Origin of the sequence: Micromonospora sp. CA-263727, assembly GCF_050942455.1 — a bacterium.
Classification (GTDB): domain Bacteria; phylum Actinomycetota; class Actinomycetes; order Mycobacteriales; family Micromonosporaceae; genus Micromonospora.
In genome coordinates this window covers 2,645,509-2,666,649 of record NZ_CP192031.1, presented here as the reverse complement: position 1 = coordinate 2,666,649, position 21,141 = coordinate 2,645,509, and the positions used below count along the sequence as shown (strand labels likewise).

Below are 21,141 nucleotides of genomic sequence, written 5' to 3'. Positions count from 1 at the left end.
CACCGATTCTCCCCCATCGAGCGGGTCCGGCCCTACCGGGTTCCGTCACGGGCCGCGGGCTAGGCTGGCGGCGCCAAGATCGAGGAGGCTGCCGTGGAGATGCCGGCGATGTCGGGCGGTTTCGTCGCCCTGCTCGGGCTGGAGTTCGACGAGGTCAGCGGCGATCGGGTGACGATCCGCTGGCGGGTACGCCCGGAGCTGTACCAGCCGTACGGCATCCAACACGGCGGGGTCTACTGCGCGGTGGTGGAGACGGCGGCCAGCGTGGGCGGGGCCCTCTGGTTCGGCGACCGTGGGCAGGTGGTCGGCGTGTCGAACCAGACCGATTTCCTGCGGGCGGTCCGCGACGGCGAGCTGACCGCGGTCGGCACTCCGGTGCACCGGGGACGCAGCCAGCAGCTGTGGCAGGTGGAGATCACCGATGCCGAGGCCCGGCTGGTCGCCCGTGGCCAGGTCCGCCTCCAGAACCTCTCCCCGGCCGCTGCCTGATCGGCCGGGAGCCGGCGCCCGCCGGTCGGCCCCAGCCCGGCCGCTATCCGGCTGCGGTCAGCTCGGTCAGCCGCCCCGCCTCCTCGCGGTACTCGGCGCCGGTACGCGGGCACACGTACTGGCCGTCGCCCTTGGCGACCAGCGGCTCGCCCGCTCGTCCCACCCAGCGCACCCGCCGGGCGGGAACGCCGACCATGAGCGCGAAGTCCGGTACGTCCCTGGTGACCACGGCGCCCGCCGCGATCATCGCCCATCGGCCGATGGTGACCGGTGCCACGCAGACGGCCCGCGCGCCGATCGCCGCGCCCTCGCCGACGACCACGCCGACCGCCGTCCAGTCCGCACCGCTCTTGAGCCGCCCGTCGGGGGTCACCGCCCGGGGGTACTCGTCGTTGGTGAGCACCGCGGCCGGCCCGACGAAGACGCCGTCGGCCAGCTGCGCCGGCTCGTAGACCAGGGCGTGGTTCTGCAGCTTGACGTTGTCGCCGAGGCGGACGCCGGGCCCCACGTACGCGCCACGGCCGATGATGCAGTTCTGGCCGACCGAGGCCCCCTCGCGGATCTGCGCCAGGTGCCAGACGCGCGTGCCGGGACGGATGCTGGCGCGCTCGTCGACGTCGGCCGTCGCGGCGATCTGCACGTCGCCGCGCGGCGTCGCCGGGTCGTTGGTCATCCGTGGCTCCTTCATCCGTGCGGCGGTGTCGTCGGGCTGGAGAACGGTAGCCGCTGGTCGACAAGGCCGATGTAAGCAAGCCGACGCAGCGCGCGGAATGGACCACCCGGGGCAGGCGGCGAACCGAATGGCCCTCTCGCCCCGGCGTCATTGCTGGAATTCCGTCACTGCACTGGCGTATCCGATGGCGCTCTCGATAGCTTGCCGGACGGACCTTCCTGACCCGCTCGTCAGCGAGCGCGTCCTGTCCTGCCTAGCGAACGGATGTCCGTGAACGCATCGCACGAACCGATCGGCGTGGCCGTCGTCGGCGCCGGTTACTGGGGCCCGAATCTTGTCCGCAACTTCCAGGCGTCCACCGACTTCCGGTTGCGCTGGCTGTGCGACCTCGACGTGGGCCGCGCCGAACGGGTTCTCGGCGGTTACTCGACGGTCCAGACCACCGACGACCTGGCCACGGTGCTGGCCGACGACACGGTGCAGGCGATCGCCGTCGCCACCCCGGCCGGCACCCATCTGGAGGTCGCCATGTCGGCGCTGCGCGCCGGCAAACACGTGCTGGTGGAGAAGCCGTTGGCGGCCAGTTCCGCGCAGGGGCGCGCGCTGGTCGCCGAGGCGGAACGCCGGGGGCTGTCGCTGATGTGCGACCACACCTACTGCTATACGCCGGCCGTGCTGCACATTCGTGACCTGCTTCACAGTGGGGAACTGGGTGAACTGCAGTACCTCGACTCCGTACGGATCAATCTGGGGTTGGTCCAGCGCGACATCGACGTGATGTGGGATCTGGCGCCGCACGACCTGTCGATTCTTGATTTCATTCTGCCGCCCGGGGTGGTTCCGGTCGCGGTGGCCGCGCACGGCGCGGATCGCATCGGTGCGGGCCGGGCCTGCGTCGCATATCTGACGTTGCGGTTGAACACCGGGGCGATCGCGCACATCCACGTCAACTGGCTCTCGCCGGTGAAGATCCGGACCACCATCATCGGCGGGTCCAAGCGGACTCTGGTCTGGGACGACCTCAACCCCAGCCAGCGGGTTTCCATCTTCGATCGCGGGGTGGACGTGGCCTCGACCGAGGAGCTCGGCGACGAGCAGCGCCGGGACATGCTGGTGTCGTACCGCTCCGGGGACATGGTCGCGCCGGCGCTGACCGAGCGGGAGGCCCTGCGGACCATGGTCGAGGAGTACGCGCGTTCCATCCGCAGCGGCACTCCGGCGCTCACCGACGGACGGTCTGGCCTGCGGGTGATCGCCATCCTGGAGGCCGCCTCCCGCAGTCTCGCCGACGGGGGAAGACTGGTCGACGTCAGCGATGGGGCAGCGGTGTGACCGGGCTGGGCATGGGACTGTGACCGGGCTGGGCATGGGACTCGGTGTGACGGAGCCGCTGGGCGGCACGGATTGGAGCGGACTGCGGTCATGAGCGCGGTGGAGATCTCCGGGGCGCGTGCCCTGGTCACAGGTGGGGCGGGCACGATCGGCTCCCATGTCGTGGACGAGCTGATCGCCGGTGGCGCGGCGGAGGTGGTCGTCCTCGACAACTTCGTCCGGGGCCGGCGGGAGAACCTGACCCGGGCCCTGCCGCACGGCAGCGTCCGGGTGGTCGAGGGCGACATCCGGGACATCTCGCTCGTACAGGAACTCACCCAGGGCAAGGATCTGGTCTTCCACCTCGCCGCGATCCGCATCACCCAGTGCGCGGAGGAGCCGCGGCTGGCCAACGAGGTGCTGGTCGACGGGACGTTCAACGTGCTGGAGGCGGCAGCCGCGGCCAGGGTGCGCAAGGTGGTCCTGTCGTCGTCGGCCTCGGTGTACGGCCTCGCCGACGAGTTCCCGACCAGCGAGCGGCAGCACCCGTACCACAACGACACGTTCTACGGCGCGGCGAAGGCGTTCAACGAGGGCATGCTGCGCAGCTTCCACAGCATGTACGGGCTGGACTACGTGGCGCTGCGCTACTTCAACGTGTACGGCCCCCGGATGGACATCCACGGCCTCTACACCGAGGTCCTGATCCGCTGGATGGAGCGGATCGAGGCGGGCCGGCCGCCGCTGATCCTCGGCGACGGGCTACAGACGATGGATTTCGTCCACGTCGCCGACATCGCCCGGGCCAACATCCTGGCCGCCCGCGCCGACGTCACCGACGAGGTGTTCAACGTCGCCAGCGGCACCGAGACCAGCCTGCGGGAGTTGGCCCAGGCGCTCAGCGACGTGATGAAGTGCGACCTGGCGCCGGAGTTCGGGCCGGCCCGCGCGGTCAACGGGGTCACCCGCCGCCTGGCCGACACCACCGCCGCCGCCCAGCGGCTCGGCTTCCGCACCGAGATCGGCCTGCACGAGGGGCTCCAGGGCCTGGTCGACTGGTGGCGGGGCGAAAAGTGAGCGCGAGGAGTGAGCCGGGCCTGCGAGCCCCGCAGTCGCGAACGGAAGACGGCTCGGTGAGCGCGAGGAGTGAGCCGGGCCTGCGAGCCCCGCAGTCGCGAACGGAAGACGGCCCAGTGACCGAGCGCCGGATTCCGGTGATGATCCCGCGGCTCGGCGAGGAGGAGGCGCAGGCCGCCGCCGACGCGGTCCGGTCGGGTTGGGTGGCGCAGGGGCCGCGGGTGGCCCGCTTCGAGCAGGAGTTCGCCGCGGCGGTCGGCGCCGGCCATGGGGTGGCGGTCAGCTCCTGCACGACCGCGCTGCACCTGGCGCTGGTGGTGCTGGAGGTCGGCCCGGGTGACGAGGTGATCGTGCCGTCGTTCTCCTTCATCGCCACCGCCAACGCGGTGCGTTACGTCGGAGCGACGCCGGTCTTCGCCGATGTCGACCTGGCCACCGGCAACCTGACGGTGGCGACGGTCGACGCGGTGCGTACCCCCCGGACCCGGGCGGTCATCGCCGTCCACCAGGGCGGTGTGCCGTTCGACGTCACCGCGCTGCGGGAGGCCGGCAGCCGGTGGGGGGTGGCGCTGGTCGAGGACGCGGCGTGCGCCGCCGGCTCGACCGCGTACGGCCGGCCGGTCGGCGCGGGAGCCACCATCTCCGCCTGGTCGTTCCACCCCCGCAAGCTGCTCACCACCGGCGAGGGCGGGATGGTCACCACGGACGATCCGGCCTGGGCCACCCGGCTGCGCCGGTTGCGGGAACACGGGATGAACGTCTCCGCGGCCGACCGGCACGCCAGTGCCCAGCCGGTGCTGGAGTCGTACCTGGAGACCGCCTTCAACTACCGGATGACCGACATCCAGGCGGCGATCGGGCTGGTGCAGCTCGGCCGGCTCGCGGAGCTGGTGGCCCACCGGCGGGCGATGGCGGCGCGCTACCACGAGCTGCTCGCCGCCGTCGGCGGCCTGGTGCCGGTCCGCGACCCGGCGTACGGCGAGACCAACTTCCAGTCGTTCTGGGTGCTGATCGACCGGGAGTACCGGGTGGGCCGCGACGAGGTGCTCGCGGAGCTGGCTTCGGCCGGTGTGTCGGCCCGGCGTGGCATCATGGCCGCCCATCTGGAGCCGGCCTACGCCGACGTGACGCCCGCGCCGCTGCCGGTGACCGAGCGGCTGACCCGCGACTCGCTGATCCTGCCGCTGCATCACGCGCTGACCGAGGACGACCAGGACCACATCGTCGGCGTGCTGCGCAAGCGGGCCGGCTGATGCGCGACCTGGTCATCGTCGGCGCGGGCGGGTTCGCGCGGGAGACCGCGGCGGCGGTCCGGGCGGTCAACGAGGTGCGGCCGACCTGGCGGCTGCGCGGTTTCCTCGACGACGACCCGGCGCTGCACGGCACCGAGCGGGCCGGCCTGCCGATCCTCGGCGCGATCGACGGGCTGGTCGAGCTGCCCGGCACGGCCGCCGTGGTCTGCGTCGGCAATCCGGGCGACTACGCCGCCCGGCAGCGGATCGTGCAGCGGTTGGGGTTGCCGGCCGAGCGGTACGCCACGATCGTCCATCCGGCCGCTGACGTCGGCGCGGGCAGTTCGCTCGGCCCCGGCACGGTGCTGCTGGCCGGGGTGGTGCTGACCGCGGACGTGACGGTGGGGGCGCACGTGGCGGTGATGCCGCAGGTGGTGCTCACCCACGACGACCGGGTCGCCGACCATGTCACCCTCGCCTCCGGGGTCCGGGTCGGCGGTGGCGTGGTGCTGCACACCGGGGCGTACCTCGGCGCGGGGGCGCTGATCCGGGAGGCCGTGACCGTCGGCGAATGGTCGCTGGTGGGGATGGGTTCGGTGGTGGTGTGCGACGTACCGTCGGGTGAGGTCTGGGTCGGCAGCCCGGCCCGCCGGCTGCGCGCCGCCCGACCGGGCCGGCTCGCGCCGGTGGCCGAGCCGGCTGCGGCGTACGGGAAATGACCGTTCTGAGGGTTGTGGGGAACTAGCATGCCGAACATTCCGCTCGTCGATCTCGCCGCCGCGCACGTGGAGGTGGCGGAGGAGGTCGAGGCCGGATTCAAGCGGGTCATCGCCGACACCGCGTTCGTCGGCGGCGCGGAGGTGGCCGCCTTCGAGCGCGAGTACGCGGCCTTCACCGGCGTGCCGCACTGTGTCGGCGTGGCCAACGGGACCGACGCGATCGAGTTGGCGTTGCGTGCCATCGGGGTCGGGCCGGGCGCCGAGGTGATCCTGCCGGCGAACACCTTCATCGCCACCGCCGAGGCGGTCGCCCGGGCCGGCGGCCGGCCGGTCCTGGTCGACTGCGACCCGGCGTCCTACCTGATCGACGTCGACGCGGCGTTGGCCGCCGTCACCCCGGCGACCCGGGCCGTGCTCCCGGTGCACCTCTACGGGCAGCTCGCCGACGTGGCGCGGCTGCGCGCCGGGCTGGCCGGGCGGGACGTGGCGGTCGTTGAGGACGCCGCCCAGTGTCAGGGCGCCACCCGGCACGGCCGGCAGGCCGGGGCCGACGGCATCGCCGCCACCAGCTTCTACCCGGGCAAGAACCTCGGCGCGTACGGCGACGCGGGCGCGGTGGTGGCCGCCGACGCCGGCCTCGCCACCACCGTACGCACGCTGGGCAGCCACGGCGGCCTGACCAAGTACGCGCACGACATCGTCGGGGTGAACAGCCGCCTCGACGGTCTCCAGGCGGTCGTGCTCCGGGCCAAGCTCGGCCGGCTCGCGGACTGGAACGCGGCCCGCCGCGCCGCCGCGGCCCGCTACGACGAGTTGCTGGCGTCGCTGGACGTGGTCCGTCCGGTCACCGTCGACGGCAACGAGCACGTCTGGCACATCTACTGCGTGCGGATCGCCGGTGACGGCACTCCGGCGCGCCGGGACGCGGTGCTGGCCCGGCTCAACGCGGCGGGGGTGGGCGCCGGCATCCACTACCCGGTTCCGGTGCACCGCACCGGCGCCTTCGCCGACCTCGGGTACCCGGCCGGCGCGTTCCCGCACGCCGAGCGGGCCGCCGACGAGCTGCTCTCCCTGCCGATCTACCCGCAGATCACCCCCGCCCAGCAGGCCCGCGTCGCCGAGGCGCTGGCCGCCGCATTGACCGACTAGAGCGACAAGGCCGGCCCAGATCGTGTACGTGTCGCTGCGGGACCGACCCCACGCCGACGGGACGAAGAACAAGGACGGGGTGCGCCGGGTCTCCACCACGGTGGTCCTGCTCGGCGTGGTCAGCCTGCTGACCGACGTCTCCTCGGAGATGGTGGCGTCGATCCTGCCGCTCTATCTCACCGCGGTGGTCGGGCTCAGCCCGATCGCGTACGGCTTCCTGGACGGGATCTACCAGGGGGTCAGCGCCTTCGTCCGGCTCGCCGGCGGCTACGCCGGCGACCGGGGCGGCCAGCCGAAGTGGGTGGCCGTGCTCGGCTACGGCACCTCGGCGCTGAGCCGGATCGCGATGCTGCCCGCCACCGGGTTCGCCGCGATCACCGCGGTGGTCACCGCGGACCGGCTGGGCAAGGGGCTGCGCACCGCGCCCCGGGACGCGCTGATCGCCCACTCCTCGGCCCCGGACATGCTGGGGCGCTCCTTCGGGGTGCACCGGACGCTCGACACCTTCGGCGCGGCCCTCGGGCCGCTGGTCGCCTTCGCCCTGTTGGCCGCCGTGCCGGGCAGCTACGACTCGATCTTCGTGGTCTCGTTCGCCGTCGCCGTGCTGGGCCTGGCCGTCCTGGTCCTCTTCGTGCCCAACATCAGGACCGCGACCCAGGGGGCCCGGCTGGGGCTACGGCGGGTCGCCGCCGAGGTCGCCGGCCGGCGGTTGCGGCGGCCACTGCTCGCCGCCGGGCTGCTCGGCCTGGTCACCGTCGGCGACGGCTTCCTCTACCTGGCCCTACAGGACCGCGACGACTTCGCCGCCACCTGGTTCCCGCTGCTGTACGTCGGCACCAGCCTCGCCTACCTCGGTCTCGCCGTACCTCTGGGGCGGCTCGCCGACCGCGTCGGCCGGGCCCGCGTGCTGGTCGCCGGCCATGGCGCGCTGCTCGCCTGCTACCTGCTGGCGGCCCTGCCCTCCGGCGGCCTCACCCTCACCCTCGCCGTGCTGCTCTGCCTCGGCGTCTACTACGCCGCCACCGACGGGGTGCTGCCCGCGCTGGTCAGCCGCCTGGTCGCGCCGGGGGCCCGGGGCAGCGGCATCGCCGCCGCGCAGACCGTGGTGGTGCTCGCCCGGTTCGGCTCGTCGCTGCTGTTCGGTCTGCTCTGGAGCCTCCAGGGACCGGGCTGGTCGCTGCTGCTCTTCGCGGCGCTGCTCGCCGTCGTGGTCCCGGCGGCCGGCTGGCTGCTGCGCGGAATCGACCGCACGGAGGCGGCGGCATGAGTTTCCGGGTCCGGTTGGCGCTGCTGGGCGTCATTCTGCTGGTCGCCGTCGTCGGGGCCGGTGGCTACGTGTGGCGGGTGCGGCACGTGCAGGTCAGCCTCGAAGCGGCGGCGACGCCGGTCGCCACCGGCGGGGCGCTCGGGCCGCTGCGTACGCAGCCGCACGTGGTGTTCCGCAGCACCGCCCTCGGTCAGCAGTACGGGCGGGTCGCCGTGGTGCCGCTCACCGCCCCCGGCGGGCCCCGCACCTTCGCCCCGGTCTCCTGCGAGCGGGTCTACGCCACCGCCGACCGTGCGGTCTGCCTCTCCGCCGACCGGGGCATCGTCACCACGTACTCGGCGCGGCTGCTCGATGCCGGCTGGCAGCCGACGCAGGATCTGCCGCTGACCGGCATTCCCAGTCGCACCCGGCTCTCCGCCGACGGCTCGCTGGCCGCCACCACCAGCTTCGTCTCCGGTGACTCGTACGCCAATCCGGGCCAGTTCTCCACCCGCACGGTCGTCACCCGCGCCGGTGGCGAGGTGGTGGGCGACATCGAGGAGTTCAAGCTGGTGGTCGGCGGCCGGGTGGTCACCGCGATCGACAAGAACCTGTGGGGGGTCACCTTCGCCGACGGCGACCGCTTCTACGCCACCGCCGCCTCGGGCGGTAAGACCTGGCTGGTCGAGGGGAGCCTCACCGCTCGCACGGTCACCGCGCTACGCACGGACGTGGAGTGCCCGTCGCTCTCGCCGGACGGCACCCGGGTGGCGTTCAAGAAGCGCGGCGATCAGCCGCCGGGCCGCTGGCGGGCGGCGGTCTACGACCTGAGGACCGGCACGGAGACGCTGCTGAGCGAGACCCGCAGCGTCGACGACCAGATCGAGTGGCTCGACAACGAGACGGTGCTCTACGGTCTGCCACGCGCGGACGCGGCCTCGGCCTCCAGCGACGTCTGGGCCACCCCGGCCGACGGTAGCGGCGAGCCGCGCCTGCTGATCCCCGACGCCTGGTCCCCGGCAGTGGTGCGCTGACCGGCCGGGCCGGGCCGAACTCGCTTTCGCGCAGCTGAATTCCCTCCGCCACGGCCATCATATCGGCCGGCCAAGCGCGCCGAATCGGGCCAGATGCCGATTTTGTGCTGCTGCCGCGCACATACTCTCGACCAGTCACAGGTGCTGGTCGGCCCTGCCAGCCGCACCGGTCACGCAGGAACGACGACGGGAAGCCCGTGTCCGAAACCCACCAGACCGCCCATCAGATCGCCATCGAACAGCAGGTGGTCGACCAGGTCTACGCCCGCCTGGAGGTCATGCGCGGGCAGGCGAAAGAGCTGACGGCAGAGGGGCACAGCCGCGCCGCCTCGGGTCCGGTCGCCGGCCTGGTCGAGCGCGACGCCATGGTCCTGCGTGCCGCCGCCACGCTCGCCGACCTGAGCGGGCAGGAGGAGGGCATCGTCTTCGGGAGGCTGGACTTCGACGACGGCGACACCTATCGCATCGGCCGGCTCGGCGTACGCGACGAGAACCGTGAGCCGCTGGTGGTGGACTGGCGTGCGCCGGCCGCCGCGCCGTTCTACCGGGCCACCCCCGGTGAGCCGCTCGGCGTGGCACGCCGCCGGGTCATCACCTGCGTGGGCCCCCGGGTGGTCGGCCTCGACGACGACGTGCTGTCCCAGCAGGATGTCGACGGCGTGGTCGGCGAGGGCGCCCTGCTCGCCTCGCTCCACCGGGCGCGCGGCGAACACATGCGCGACATCGTCACCACCATCCAGCGCGAGCAGGACGAGGCGATCCGTGCCCCGGCCGCCGGCGTCACCCTGATCACCGGCGGCCCGGGGACCGGCAAGACCCAGGTGGCCCTGCATCGCGCGGCCTACCTGCTCTACACCGACCGGGGCAGGTTCGCCGACGGCCGGGTGCTGGTGGTCGGTCCGTCGACGGTGTTCACCGAGTACATCGGGCGGGTGCTGCCCGGACTGGGCGAGGAGAACGTCCACCTGCGGGCGATCGGCGAGCTGTTCGAGGGGGTCGTCGCGACCCGGCGTGACTCCGCCGAGGTGGCCCGGTCCAAGGGGGACCTGAAGATGGTGCGGGTGCTGACCGAGCTGGCCTGGGACACCCCACCGAACGCGCCGGAGCAGCTGCGTGCCCTCGGGGCCGACGACCTGGCAAAGGCCCGCCTGGAGATACGCAGGAGATGCGAGGCGCAGGGCGTCAGGCCCAACGGCGCCCGTGCCGAGGCGGCCAGGGTGTTGTCGGACCTGCTGGGCGGCAGGGAGGTCCCGGACGCCTTCCTGAACGCCTGGTGGCCACCGCTGACCCCGCAGGACGTCCTCCCCGCCCAGCACGGCGAGTGGACGGTGGACGACGTTCCGCTGCTCGACGAGCTCGCCGAGATCCTGGGGATGCCGGAGCGGCCGACGGCGGCCAGGCCGGAGTGGCAGCTGCGTGAGCTGCGCAGCGGCGCTCGGCTGCCGGAGAGTTTCGTGGTGAGCTGGAGCCTCAACGACGGCTGGCAGCTCTTCGCGCCCGGGCTGGCCACGCCCATCGCGCTCGCCGGGCAGGCCATCGAGAACAACAACTTCTGGGCCGCGCAGCGGTGGGCCGCCGCGATCGTCCTCCGCGAGGGGCACACGGTGGTGAGCTGGGGCGACGGCTTCGACCCGTACGGCGAGGAGGGATTCGTGCCGGTGCTGGCCGAGCCGCTGCCGGTGGCGGAGGTCGAGGAACCCGTCGACGACGTCTACCTGCACGTCATCCTCGACGAGGCGCAGGATCTGTCCCCGATGGAGTGTCGGATGATCGCACGTCGCGCCGCCCACGCCTCGATGACCATCCTGGGCGACCTCGGCCAGGCCACCCATCCGCTGGCCGCCGGTTCCTGGCCGGAGCTGGTGAAACGGCTGGGCAGGCGGGAGGCCAGGACGCTCGACCTGCCGACCGGGTACCGGGTGCCGCAGGCCATCGCCGATGTCGCCGCCCGCGCCCTGCCGCCGGGCATCGAACCCACCCGTTCCTTCCGACCGGGCGGCACCCTGACCATCCGTCAGGTGGACGACCTGGCCGAGGCGGTGGCGCAGGAGACCGGCACCGTCATCGCAGCCGACCACCTGGCTGCCGCCGTGAACGCGATCCCGGTCAGTCAGGTGAAGGGCCTGGAGTACGACCGGGTGGTGCTGGTGGAGCCCGCCGACATCGTCGCCGCCGAGCCGCGCGGCATGAACCGGCTCTACGTCGCCCTGACCCGGGCCGTCGCGGAGCTGGTCATCCTGCACAGCAAGCCGCTGCCGGCGGAGGTCTTCGACCGGACGGGGTAGACGCGGCTGAGCGGGCTTCCTATGATCCGCCGGTGAACACGGAAGCGATCAGCATCGACGGCGTGGCCGGCCCGGTTGTCGTTACCACCAACGCCTTCTGGGGCCGCCCGGTTGTCACCGTCGCCGGTGTGCCGGCTCCGCGGACGGGCAGCCGCCGGTACGCGTTGCCGGCCGTGGCCGGCGGCACGGTCGACGCAACCGTACGCAGCGCGCTCGCCGACCCCTACCCGACCGTCGAGGTCAACGGCGTCCAGCATCGGACCGGCCCCCCGGTGCCGGCGGTCCTGCGCGTGCTGGCCCCGCTGCCGATCCTGCTGGTCGTGGTCGGTGGCGCCGTCGGTGGGCTGATCGGAGCGCTGGGCTTCATGGCGAACCTGGCCGTCGCCCGCACCCCGGCCTCATCCGTCGTCAAGGCGCTGAGCATGGTCGGCGTCGGCGTCGCCGCCTCCGTCGCCTGGCTCGCCATCGCCGTCGCGGTGCTTTCCGCGGTGTGACCGATCCCGATCGGCCCCCTGCTCCCGGGATCAGTCCGGGGGCAGGGCCTTGCCGTCGCTCCACACGTTGTCCTGCCACACGTTGCCGGGCGCGGAGCGGGCCCAGGAGGTCGCCGGCCCGTGGAAGCCGCACTTGCCGTTGCCGCCACGCTGGAAGACGTTGCCGGTGACCACGATCCCGCTGATCTGCGTCCCGTACTGCTTCTTCTCGTCGTAGCCGCCGTAGAAGCAGTAGGACATCTGGCTGGAGGCGACGAAGAGGTTGTCCCGGATGGTGTAGTTCGAGTTGGGGCCGAAGTCGCCGAAGATGGACGCGTTGGCCGTGCAGCCGCCACCGGCGGCGTTGGTGGGCGGGGTGCAGGCCAGGGTGTTGTGCACCAGCCGGATGTCGCTGCCGCCGTTGGACAGGAAGGCGTTGAGGTGCCAGTCCTCCCCGTCGGGCACGTACTGGCCGTGCAGCCAGGAGTCCTGGATCAGGCAGTTGCGGTAGCAGTTCACGCTGGTCTGACCGCCGCGGATCTCCGAACGCAGCACGGTGAGGTTCTCGAAGCCCACGGTGTGTTCGTATGCCCGGCCGCCGTCGATCTCGGAGTCCTCGATGCGTAGCGAATGACCCGCGCCCTCCAGCCGGATCGTGCCGTCGACCCGACTGGATCTGATCACCACGTTCTTCGCCTTGATCAGCAGCGAGCAGCGGACGTGCCGCTTGTCGATCACCGTGTTGGCCTTGGTGATCGTGCAGGACCCCGAATGGGTGGAGAGCCGGACGCCGTTCGGCACCCCGGTGTTGCCGGCGCCGGGGAAGCCGGTCAGGGCGGTGGCGGCGGACGGCTTGGCGGCCGACGGCGAGGCGGAGCCCGATGTCGTGGGGCGGGCGCCCAGCCCCTGACTGGCGCCGGGCGTGGCCGCCGACGGCGAGGCCGAGCCGGGCGGCGGCAGCGATCCGCTCGCCACCGGCGCGCTCGGGGTCGCCTCGGTGGCGGCGGCCTGGTCCACGTCGGTGTGGGCCAGCCGGGCCACCGCGACCGCGCCGCCGACGGCGAGCACGGTCAGCACGCTCAGGGTTGCCGGGATCGCCAGCGGCCCACGCCGCCGACCCCGGGGGGCGGGCGGGGCGGCGCCGGGCGCCGGCTCGGTAGACTGCCGCACGTCGCGGGCGCCGGTTACGACCGGCGGTCGGCGACGAAGGCGGCCAGGCTGCCGAGCGTCTCGAAGAGCTCGGCGCTCACGTCGCCGTCGTCGACGGTGAAGCCGAACCGCTCCTCGATCGCCGCGACCAGTTCGAGCACGGCCATCGAGTCCAGCTCTGGCAGGTTGTCCAGCAGCGGCGTCGACGCGTCCAGCGCGGCCGCCCGGTCCTCGATGCCGAGCACCGAGACCACGACCTCGCGGACCTCGTCGACGGTCTCCGCGTGAGTGACGTCCACTGTTTCTCCTTGTCGGGCGGTCAGACCAGCACTTCGGCCGGGGCCGGGTGGCTGAGGAAGGCGGTCGGGCTGGCGGTGAGTCCGTACGCGCCGGCCTGGAACAGGACGATGAGGTCGCCGACGTCGGCCCGGGGCAGCGTCACGGCGTCCCCGAGCAGGTCCAGCGGGGTGCAGAGGCAGCCGACGACGGTGACCGTCTCGGCCGGCTCGGCGTCGATCCGCTCCGCCACCGCGATCGGGTAGTTGCGGCGGATCACCTGGCCGAAGTTGCCGGAGGCGGCGAGCTGGTGGTGCAGTCCACCGTCCACCACCAGGTAGGTGCGGCCCCGGGAGACCTTCCGGTCGACCACCCGGGTGACGTACACGCCGCACTCGCCGACGATGTAGCGACCGAGTTCGATCACCACCCGGGCCTCGGGCAGCCCCTGCCGGATCGGCCCCCGGGCCAGGTCGGCGAGGTTGGCCCCGATCGCATCGAGGTCCAGCGGCTCGTCCCGGTCGGTGTAGGGGATGCCGAAGCCGCCGCCCAGGTTGAGGTAGCGCACCGGCAGCGGAGACTCCGCGGCCAGCTGGATCGCCAGGTCGACGGTGCGGCGCTGGGCCTCGCAGAGGCTGTCGGCGCGCAGGTTCTGCGAGCCGGCGAAGACGTGGAAGCCGAGGAACTCCACGTCGGCGTGGGCCAGTTCCTTGAGCAGCGCGGGCACCTGCTCGGAGTCCACTCCGAACTGTTGTGGACCGCCGCCGAGACGCATGCCGGAGCCCTTGACCGCGAAGTCCGGGTTGACCCGCACCGCGACGCGCGGCCGGAGCCCGAGCAGGCGACCCAACGCGGCGACCCGGCCGGCCTCGTTCTCGGACTCCATCTCGATGGTCACGCCCGCCGCGATGGCCTGGCGCAGCTCCGCGTCGGTCTTGCCGGGGCCGGCGAAGCTGACCCGGTCGGCGGGCATCGGCGTGTCGAGGGCGGTACGCATCTCCAGCGCGGAGGCCACGTCGAAAGAGTCCACCAGCCCGGCGAGGTGCTGCGCCACGGCGGGCATCGGGTTCGCCTTCACCGCGTAGCTGAGCTGCACCTCGGCCGGCAGCACGGCGCGCAGCCGGGCCACCCGCCCGGTGAGCAGCCCCCGGTCGTAGGCGAAGAAGGGCGTGCCGCCGACGCGCTCGGCGAGGCGGTCGACCGGTACGCCGCCCACGGCGAGCCGGCCGGCGTCGCGGCCGAAGGCCGCGGCGGGGTGGTTGGTCACGAGGTCAACTCCTGGCGTAGGAGGTTCCGGTCGAACTTACCGTTGGGTGATCGGGGCAGTGCGGGCCGTACCACGATCTCCCGGGGCAGCATGTAGGGCGGCAGCTCCCGTTTGACGGCGGCGAGCAGCGCCGCCCGGTCGATGTCGGCGCCGCCGGGCGGGCTCACCACCAGCACCACCCGCTCGCCGAGCGACGGATCGGGCAGGCCGAGCGCCACCGCGTCACCGGCCAGCCCGGTGGCGTAGACGACCTCCTCGACCTCGGTGGGGCTGACCCGGTACCCGGAAGTCTTGATCATGTCGTCGGCCCGGCCCACGAAGTAGAGGAAGCCCTCCTCGTCGCGGACCACGGTGTCGCCGGACCAGACCGCCGGCTCCGGCAGCAGCTCCCCGTCGCGGCCGGGCGCGGGGCGGAACCGTTGCGCCGTGCGCGCCGGGTCGTTCCAGTAGCCGCGGGCGACCAGCGCGCCGCGGTGCACCAGCTCGCCCTCCTCCCCCGGCTCGCAGGGCGTGCCGTCCGGGCGGACCACCAGGATCTCCGCGTTGGGGATGGCCTTGCCGATCGAGTCGGGCCGGCGGTCCACCTCGGACGGGTCGAGGTAGGTGGAGCGGAACGCCTCGGTCAGCCCGTACATCAGGTATGGCCGGGCGGTGGGAAAGATCGTGCGCAGCTTGTCCAGGGTGACCTTCGGCATCCGCCCGCCGGTGTTGGCGAAGTACCGCAGGTGGCTGCTGGCCTCCGCCGGCCAGTGCTGCCCGACCAGCTGCAACCACAGCGGCGGTACGCAGGTCAGCCCGGTGACCCGGTGCCGGGCGCAGAGCCGCACCACGTCCTTCGGCAGCAGGTAGTTCATCAGCACCACGTGCGCGCCGGCGGTGAAGGCGGTGGTGAGCTGGCTGAAGCCGGCGTCGAAGCTGAGCGGCAGCGCGGCCAGGATCACGTCGTCGGCGGAGTTGGCCAGGTAGTGGCTGACGCTCGCCGCCCCGGCGAGCAGGTTGCGGTGCGAGAGCACCACTCCCTTGGGCCGGCCGGTGCTGCCCGAGGTGTAGAGGATCGCGGCCACGTCGACGTCGATGCCGGTCCCGTCCGGCGGGAGCGGTTCGCCGTCGCGCAGCACCGCCCACGCGGTCACCGCCGGACGGCCGGTCGCGGTGCCCGCCTCCCCGAGGAGGACCACATGTTCGACCGACTTGACCTGCTCCAGCTCCTCACGCAGCAGCGCGTGCCGTTCGGGCGTGGTGACCAGCACCCGCACCGCACAGTCGGCCAGAATGTGGCCGACCTGCCGGGGCCGCAGCAGCGGGTTGACCGGCACGAAGACGCCGCCGGCGGCGGAGGCGCCGAAGATCGCCTCGACCGCCTCGATCCGCTTCTCGGTCCAGACGGCGACCCGGTCGCCACGCTCGACGCCGAGCCGGCGCAGGCCCGCGCCCACCGCGGCCACGCCCCGCCAGAGCTGCCCGTAGCTGACCGTGTCGTCCTTGTACGTCAGTGCCGGCGCGCCGCCCTGCCGGGCGGCGGCGTCGGCGACAAGTTCGTGAAGTTGCGTACGCATGTCGGGGTTCGTCCCTCTCCTCCGGGCGCCCGGGTCACCAGCTGAGGCAGACCAACTCGCTGTAGAGGTAGTCCACGTCGTCGGGGTCGAGGCTGTCGCTGCGGAACATCTTTCGTCGGGTGTCGGGCAGCAGCACCGACAGCGGCGGGCGCGCGCCGACCACGCGTAGCTCCGCGAGGGTGGCCAGCACCCCGTGTCGCAGCAGCAGGTGGCGGCGGAGCAGCCGGTGCATCCGGCGGAACAGGGCGGGGTTGCTGACGTACAGGATCGACCCGAACAGCGGCAGCCGCTTGCGGCGGTCGCGGCGGAACACCACGTGGCACGACTCGTCGCCGTCGACCAGCAGGACGTGCCGGGCCGCCGGCGCCTCCGCGTGGTCGAGGTAGCGCTCCAGGTCGGGCCCGGTGAGCCGGCGTCGGATCAGCTCCGGGTCGGCGCTGACCCGACGCCGGCCGGGCCGGGACGGCCAGGGCAGGTTCGGCATCAGCGCGGTGGTGGTGTCCAGGAAGCGGAAGCCCAGCCGCGTGTTGATCGGCACCACGTTGCCGCTCGGCGAGAGGTCGGTGAAGTGGTAGCCGGGCTGGGCCAGCAGCGCCTTGAGCAGTTTGAGGCTGTGGAAACGGAACTCGGGAAGCACGCACCAGGCGCCGAGGTTGCAGAACCGCTCCGCGCGGCCGGCCACCGTGCGCTCGGCGTAGAAGGCGAGCAGCACGCCGACCACCTGCCCGCCGTCGGCGACCAGCATCATGCCGTGGTTCGGGGCGTCGACCTTCCAGGGCACCTCGACCGCGCGTACCCACGCCTCAACGGGGACTTGACCGTTAAGGTGGGTATGGAGGAACTGTCCTGCCGCCCTCACCTGCGCCCCGGTGACGGGCTCGACCCGGACCCTCATTCAGGTCGTCCGGCCCGAGGCAGGGCGCACGGACCACGGCGGATCGCCGAACCGGCTCCGGTCTACCACCGCAGGCTCCCTCGAACGTCCGACGTGCGTGGCCCCGACCGGGCATGGTTCGATCCGGCCGGGCGGCCGGTGCGGCGGGGGGCTGTCGCGACGATACCTCGCGTTACCGCGGCGGGTCCGCCGCTGCGCCGGATATCCGTCAGTCGTCGGCCGGAACCTACCCGCCCGGTCGGCCACCACCCGACGGTCGCGGGATCGTTCCGTCCCAACCGGGTTCCGACTCCGGCCGTCCCGTTCCTTCCCGCTACCCCACCCGGCCCCGCCGGGACGACACGTCGATCCGGGCCCCGGTGTGCGCCGCGCGGTTCCAGGAGCAGGAGGAGTGGACGATGAAGCCCAGACGCGGGTACCTGGCTCGACGGCTCGCCGTCGGCGGCGCCGTGGTGGCGCTGCTCGTGACCTCCGGCGTGTTCGCCATGAACTCGTACGCGGCGAGCCGCCCGAAGCCGGCGCAGTCCTACTCCGGCGAGGCGGTCCGGGCCTGGGCGTCGGAGGGCTACCAGGGCTGGCACGACCGGCGTCGCCGGTCCCCCCGTCCCACGCCGACCAGCAGCCGCCCGCCGGGCAGCGGTTCGCCGCGACCGACCGCCACCACGCCGGGCCCTGCCACGCCGAGCCCCACACCGAGCCCGCGGCCCACCTCGTCGCCCAGCCCCACGCCGCCGCCGGCGGGCCCGAGCCGCGGCTGCGCGTTGCCGGCCTACCCGACCGCCGCCTGCACCGGCGTGCCGGCGGGCTGGACGCCGAAGGTGCAGCACCGGGGCGACCTGGTCATCACCCGGGCCGGCACGGTGCTGGAGGATCACCTGGTCACCGGGAGCATCCTGGTCAAGGCGGAGAACGTGGTGATCCGCCGCACCCGGTTGTACGGCACGATCGACAACTTCCACGCCGACCGGATCTGGGGCCGGCTGCTGATCGAGGACTCCGAGGTGGTGAACCCGCCCGGCCAGACCTTCTCCACCGACCAGCACTACGCGTTCGGGGTGGCGAACTACACCTGCCGCCGTTGCAAGGTGGTCAACCGGATGGAGGGCTGGCGGGTCGGGGCGAAGGAGTTCCCGGGCGCCGGGCCGGTGACGATCGAGGACTCGTACGCCCGGCTCGCCGTGCCGCCCGGGATGTGCCGGACGGTGGACCCGCACGGCGACGGCGTGCAGGGCTACCACGGCCCGCACGTCGTCCTCCGCCACAACACCATCGACCAGCGCCTCGACGACTGTCCCACCGCGCCGATCTTCATTCCGGACCAGTACAACGACGGCGGGACGATCCGCGACAACCTGCTGGCCGGTGGGGGCTACGCGCTGCGGGCCACCGGCGGCTGGTTCCCCGCGATCACCGGCAACAAGATCGTGCACGACTCGTACGGCTACGGCCCGCTCGACATCGACTGCCGCAAGGTCGGCGCCTGGAGCGGAAACGCCACGGTCCGGTACGACTGGGCCACCGGCCGCGTCCTCAGCCAGGTCACCGCACTGACCCGTTGCGGATGACTCCCCGGCGGCGGGCGGTGACCGCCCGCCGCCCCCTGCCTGCGGCCCCCGCCTGCCGGGCCTAACCGACCGTCTTCAGTTCCCGGACCACGTGCCGCAGCCGGTAGCCGAGGGCGCCGATGACGGCGAGCGCGGCGACGCCGGCCACCCCGAGCACCACCAGGTCGATCGCGGTGACCCGGGCCACCAGCAGGGCCACCACCACGACCACGGCGGCGCCGAGCAGCGGCGGTCCCAGCCGCGCCGCGACCGACCGCGGCGCGATCCCCACCCGGCGCATCGAGGCGAGGTAGAGCGGGAGGATCACCAGCAGGGCGACCGCGAACTGCACCGCGGAGGCGCTCCCCAGCCCGCCGAGGACGCAGGCCGCGTAGAGGGCGGGCAGCAGCACCACGAACCAGACCAGCTGGACGGTGAAGACCACCCGGGTGTCGGCGATCACCACGAAGTAGTCGTAGAAGAGCTCGAAGAGGATGCGCAGCGCCGCCAGCGGCCCCAGCCACAGCAGCACCACCGACGCCGGCTGCCAGACCTCGCCGTAGAGGAAGCGGATCAGGGCGTCCGAGGCCGCGGCGAGCAGCAGGCACGCCGGCAGGGTGACGGAGCCGAGCAGGCCGACCGCGGAGAGGAACGACCGGCGCATCGCCGGCGGATCGTGGTGCAGCCGCGCCAGCGCCGCCGGCAGCACCGCCCGGACCGGCTGGGAGAAGACGGTGATCGGCCAGCTGGCGAGTTGCAGCGCCAGCACGTAGTAGCCGAGCGCGGTCGGACCGAGGGTGGCGCCGACCACGACCCGGTCGAGGTTGGTGGTGGCGAAGACGACGATGCTGGAGCCGGCCAGCGGCAGGCCGAAGCGCAGCAGGGCGCGGGCCTTCGCCGGGTCGAACCCGAACCGCAGCCCCTGCGGGGCGAAGAGGATGAACAGCACCGCCCCGGCGAGCGAGCCGGTGAGCTGCCCGATGGCGAGGCTCATCGCCCCGTTGCCGGCCAGCGCCAGACCGATCGACGCCAGCGCGCTGGTCCAGTTGGTCACCAGGTCGGCGATGGTCTTGCGGTCCTGGCGGAAGGCGCGTTGCAGCAGCGCCACGGGCGTCGCCACCAGGCCGCTGACGATGACGCTCAGTCCCAGGACCCGGATGACCGTGGTCGAGCCGGGGTCGCCGAGCGCGCCGGCCAGGACGGGCGCGCTGACGTAGAGCACGCCGTAGACGAAGGTGCTGGTGAGCATCGAGAGCGTGGCGACCGTCGGGGCGATCTCCCGGGGGTCGCCGGGCCAGCGGACGATCGCCAGGCTCACCCCGAGCTCGTTGAAGCTGAGCACGGCCAGCAGCACCACCAGGGCCACCGCGAAGGTGCCGAAGGCCTCCGGACCGAGGATCCGGGCCAGCGCGATGCCGATGGCCAGGGTGCTGAGCCGGCTGATGATGGTGCTCGCCATGCTCCAGCCCAGGGCCCGGGACGCCCGGGTGAACAGCGGGGGCTGGTCGTCGGCCGGGGCGGGACGCTCCTCGACGCTCACCCGAGCATCCGGCGGATCCGTTGGCGGGCGGTGGTGGGCAGCAGGTCGGCGGTGGCCTTGTGCCCGGCCACCCGCAGCCCCTCCCGCAGTCGGGTCCCGGGCGCGGGCCGGTGCCGCAGCGCGTCGGTGTAGACCTCGTGCAGGGTCTGGGTGGCCGCCTTCAGGCTGAACCGGCCCAGGACGAGTCGCCGTCCCCAGTCGCCGCGCTCGGCGCGCAGCCGCCGGTCGCCGACCAGTTCGCCGATCTGGGCCGCCAGCGGGGCCGGGTCCAGGTCGCCGTCGCCGATCCCGTAGAAGCCCCAGCGCAGGAAGTAGTCGAGGGTCTCCGGGGCGCAGCTGCGGGAGAAGCCCTTGATGCCGAGCACCACCAGGGGGCGTCCGAAGGCCATCGCCCGCAACGCGGAACCGCCCATGCCCAGGGCGATGTCCGCGGCCGCGTACGCCGTGCGGGGGTCGTCCATCGGGCCGGTCAGCAACACCGCCGGCCGGCCGAGCGCCGCGTTCGCCCGCTCCGCCTCGGCCGCCACGTCGGGCTGGGAGGGGCCGCCGCCGGTGACCACCAGCCGGAGTCGGTCGTCGTCGAGCAGCCGCAGGGCGCGGATCGCCCGCAGCACCCCCTCGGCCTTCATGTCCGGTTCGAGTCGGGAGACCACGCCGATCACGATCTCGTCCGGGCCGATGCCGTGGCGTTGCCGGAACGGCTGGCCGTCGACCACCGCCGGGTCGTCGACGTCGGTGTTGACCGGGGGCTCGATCAGCGCCGGTCGCGGCCGGAACGCTTCCGTCTCCGCCACCAGCTGTGCGGTGCCGACGACGAGGCCACCGTAGCGGGGCATCCACCGCGGGACCCGCATGCCGTAGACGGTGGTCACCACCGGTGTGCCGAGGCGCAGGTGCGGGCCGTAGAAGGCATCGAGGGCCACCGAGTACTCGTAGGCGTGCACCAGGTCGGCCCGGACCTCGCGGACGGCCCGGGTCAACGCCCGGGACAGCGCCGGCCGGACCGGGCTGGTCCGCCCGAGGCGCTCGGCCCGGTGCCGTACGGCGATCACCGGCAGTCCCGCCTGCCGGGCGAGGTCCGCCACCGGCCCGGGTTCGTCCCGGTAGTTGCCGAAGATCGTGACCTGGTGGCCCTGGTCCCGGACGCTGACCGCGAGATCCAGCGCGTTGAGCTGGCTGCCCCCGAGTTCCAGGTGGTGCAGGCCGACGAGCAGTCGCACCGCTAC

Annotated in this window: 19 protein-coding genes; 11 read left to right on the top strand and 8 right to left on the bottom strand. The window is 73.0% G+C overall.

Going from position 1 to position 21,141, the window contains the following annotated elements; translation table 11 throughout:
* The first annotated feature begins 99 nt into the window (after positions 1–99).
* Entirely contained in the window at positions 100–489 is a 390-nt protein-coding gene (locus tag ACQPYA_RS12060; protein WP_433533478.1) for a PaaI family thioesterase, read from the top strand.
* A gap of 43 nt (positions 490–532) precedes the next feature.
* Here the strand turns inward: ACQPYA_RS12060 and ACQPYA_RS12055 are convergent, their stop codons facing one another.
* A complete protein-coding gene (locus ACQPYA_RS12055; RefSeq protein ID WP_433532691.1) occupies positions 533–1,162 on the bottom strand; it encodes an acyltransferase in 630 nt (209 codons plus the stop codon).
* A gap of 270 nt (positions 1,163–1,432) precedes the next feature.
* Here ACQPYA_RS12055 and ACQPYA_RS12050 point away from each other — a divergent pair, with 270 nt between their 5' ends.
* From ACQPYA_RS12050 to ACQPYA_RS12010, 9 genes are all read left to right on the top strand, one after another.
* Positions 1,433–2,494 (top strand): Gfo/Idh/MocA family protein, encoded by a 1,062-nt coding sequence (locus tag ACQPYA_RS12050; protein WP_433532690.1) that lies wholly within the window; start codon positions 1,433–1,435, stop codon positions 2,492–2,494.
* A 90-nt stretch (positions 2,495–2,584) separates the two neighbouring features.
* Positions 2,585–3,550: an NAD-dependent epimerase/dehydratase family protein gene (locus ACQPYA_RS12045; protein WP_433532689.1), complete on the top strand. Its 966-nt coding sequence runs from the start codon at positions 2,585–2,587 to the stop codon at positions 3,548–3,550.
* Between the two features lie 116 nt (positions 3,551–3,666).
* Positions 3,667–4,803 (top strand): DegT/DnrJ/EryC1/StrS family aminotransferase, encoded by a 1,137-nt coding sequence (locus ACQPYA_RS12040; RefSeq protein ID WP_433532688.1) that lies wholly within the window; start codon positions 3,667–3,669, stop codon positions 4,801–4,803.
* Positions 4,803–5,501, top strand: a complete 699-nt coding sequence (locus tag ACQPYA_RS12035) for an acetyltransferase (protein ID WP_433532687.1) — start codon at positions 4,803–4,805, stop codon at positions 5,499–5,501. The genes ACQPYA_RS12040 and ACQPYA_RS12035 overlap by 1 nt, the downstream gene beginning before the upstream one ends.
* Positions 5,502–5,528: 27 nt before the next feature.
* Positions 5,529–6,650 carry a DegT/DnrJ/EryC1/StrS family aminotransferase gene (locus ACQPYA_RS12030; protein WP_433532686.1) on the top strand — a complete coding sequence of 374 codons (1,122 nt, stop codon included), beginning with the start codon at positions 5,529–5,531 and terminating at the stop codon, positions 6,648–6,650.
* 28 nt (positions 6,651–6,678) lie between these two features.
* A complete protein-coding gene (locus ACQPYA_RS12025; RefSeq protein WP_433532685.1) occupies positions 6,679–7,917 on the top strand; it encodes an MFS transporter in 1,239 nt (412 codons plus the stop codon).
* Complete coding sequence (locus tag ACQPYA_RS12020) at positions 7,914–8,930, top strand: TolB family protein (RefSeq protein ID WP_433532684.1); 1,017 nt, start codon at positions 7,914–7,916, stop codon at positions 8,928–8,930. Before ACQPYA_RS12025 ends, ACQPYA_RS12020 begins: the two co-directional genes overlap by 4 nt.
* Before the next feature lie 197 nt (positions 8,931–9,127).
* Positions 9,128–11,215, top strand: a complete 2,088-nt coding sequence (locus ACQPYA_RS12015) for a HelD family protein (RefSeq protein WP_433532683.1) — start codon at positions 9,128–9,130, stop codon at positions 11,213–11,215.
* Positions 11,216–11,247: 32 nt separating this feature from the next.
* Positions 11,248–11,709: a hypothetical protein gene (locus ACQPYA_RS12010; RefSeq protein ID WP_433532682.1), complete on the top strand. Its 462-nt coding sequence runs from the start codon at positions 11,248–11,250 to the stop codon at positions 11,707–11,709.
* A gap of 30 nt (positions 11,710–11,739) precedes the next feature.
* On the opposite strand, the gene ACQPYA_RS12005 is transcribed toward ACQPYA_RS12010, so the two are convergent.
* Genes ACQPYA_RS12005 through ACQPYA_RS11985 form a run of 5 tightly spaced genes read right to left on the bottom strand, consistent with a single transcriptional unit; the run spans position 11,740 to position 16,717 of the window.
* Positions 11,740–12,858, bottom strand: a complete 1,119-nt coding sequence (locus ACQPYA_RS12005; protein WP_433532681.1) for a hypothetical protein — start codon at positions 12,856–12,858, stop codon at positions 11,740–11,742.
* A 14-nt stretch (positions 12,859–12,872) separates the two neighbouring features.
* The gene (locus ACQPYA_RS12000) at positions 12,873–13,136 is read right to left on the bottom strand and encodes an acyl carrier protein (protein WP_433532680.1); all 264 of its coding nucleotides are present in this window, start codon (positions 13,134–13,136) and stop codon (positions 12,873–12,875) included.
* A gap of 20 nt (positions 13,137–13,156) precedes the next feature.
* Complete coding sequence (locus ACQPYA_RS11995; RefSeq protein ID WP_433532679.1) at positions 13,157–14,380, bottom strand: pyridoxal-dependent decarboxylase, exosortase A system-associated; 1,224 nt, start codon at positions 14,378–14,380, stop codon at positions 13,157–13,159.
* Positions 14,377–15,936, bottom strand: coding sequence for an acyl-CoA ligase (AMP-forming), exosortase A system-associated (locus ACQPYA_RS11990; protein ID WP_433532678.1), 1,560 nt, complete (start codon positions 15,934–15,936; stop codon positions 14,377–14,379). Before ACQPYA_RS11990 ends, ACQPYA_RS11995 begins: the two co-directional genes overlap by 4 nt.
* 34 nt (positions 15,937–15,970) lie before the next feature.
* The gene (locus ACQPYA_RS11985) at positions 15,971–16,717 is read right to left on the bottom strand and encodes a hypothetical protein (protein WP_433532677.1); all 747 of its coding nucleotides are present in this window, start codon (positions 16,715–16,717) and stop codon (positions 15,971–15,973) included.
* A gap of 512 nt (positions 16,718–17,229) precedes the next feature.
* On the opposite strand from ACQPYA_RS11985, the gene ACQPYA_RS11980 reads away from it, so the two are divergent.
* Positions 17,230–18,396, top strand: a complete 1,167-nt coding sequence (locus ACQPYA_RS11980; RefSeq protein ID WP_433532676.1) for a hypothetical protein — start codon at positions 17,230–17,232, stop codon at positions 18,394–18,396.
* Positions 18,397–18,457: 61 nt separating this feature from the next.
* Here the strand turns inward: ACQPYA_RS11980 and ACQPYA_RS11975 are convergent, their stop codons facing one another.
* Both ACQPYA_RS11975 and ACQPYA_RS11970 read right to left on the bottom strand, forming a co-directional pair.
* Complete coding sequence (locus tag ACQPYA_RS11975; protein WP_433532675.1) at positions 18,458–19,915, bottom strand: lipopolysaccharide biosynthesis protein; 1,458 nt, start codon at positions 19,913–19,915, stop codon at positions 18,458–18,460.
* Positions 19,912–21,135, bottom strand: coding sequence for a glycosyltransferase family 4 protein (locus ACQPYA_RS11970; RefSeq protein ID WP_433532674.1), 1,224 nt, complete (start codon positions 21,133–21,135; stop codon positions 19,912–19,914). Before ACQPYA_RS11970 ends, ACQPYA_RS11975 begins: the two co-directional genes overlap by 4 nt.
* Between the last annotated feature and the right edge of the window lie 6 nt (positions 21,136–21,141).

Coding starts and splice junctions, on each gene's coding strand:
- ACQPYA_RS12055 (WP_433532691.1), bottom strand. CDS start 1,162: ATGACCAACGACCCGGCGACGCCGCGCGGCGACGTGCAGATCGCCGCG.
- ACQPYA_RS11980 (WP_433532676.1), top strand. CDS start 17,230: ATGAAGCCCAGACGCGGGTACCTGGCTCGACGGCTCGCCGTCGGCGGC.
- ACQPYA_RS12060 (WP_433533478.1), top strand. CDS start 100: ATGCCGGCGATGTCGGGCGGTTTCGTCGCCCTGCTCGGGCTGGAGTTC.
- ACQPYA_RS12020 (WP_433532684.1), top strand. CDS start 7,914: ATGAGTTTCCGGGTCCGGTTGGCGCTGCTGGGCGTCATTCTGCTGGTC.
- ACQPYA_RS12035 (WP_433532687.1), top strand. CDS start 4,803: ATGCGCGACCTGGTCATCGTCGGCGCGGGCGGGTTCGCGCGGGAGACC.
- ACQPYA_RS11990 (WP_433532678.1), bottom strand. CDS start 15,936: ATGCGTACGCAACTTCACGAACTTGTCGCCGACGCCGCCGCCCGGCAG.
- ACQPYA_RS12045 (WP_433532689.1), top strand. CDS start 2,585: ATGAGCGCGGTGGAGATCTCCGGGGCGCGTGCCCTGGTCACAGGTGGG.
- ACQPYA_RS12030 (WP_433532686.1), top strand. CDS start 5,529: ATGCCGAACATTCCGCTCGTCGATCTCGCCGCCGCGCACGTGGAGGTG.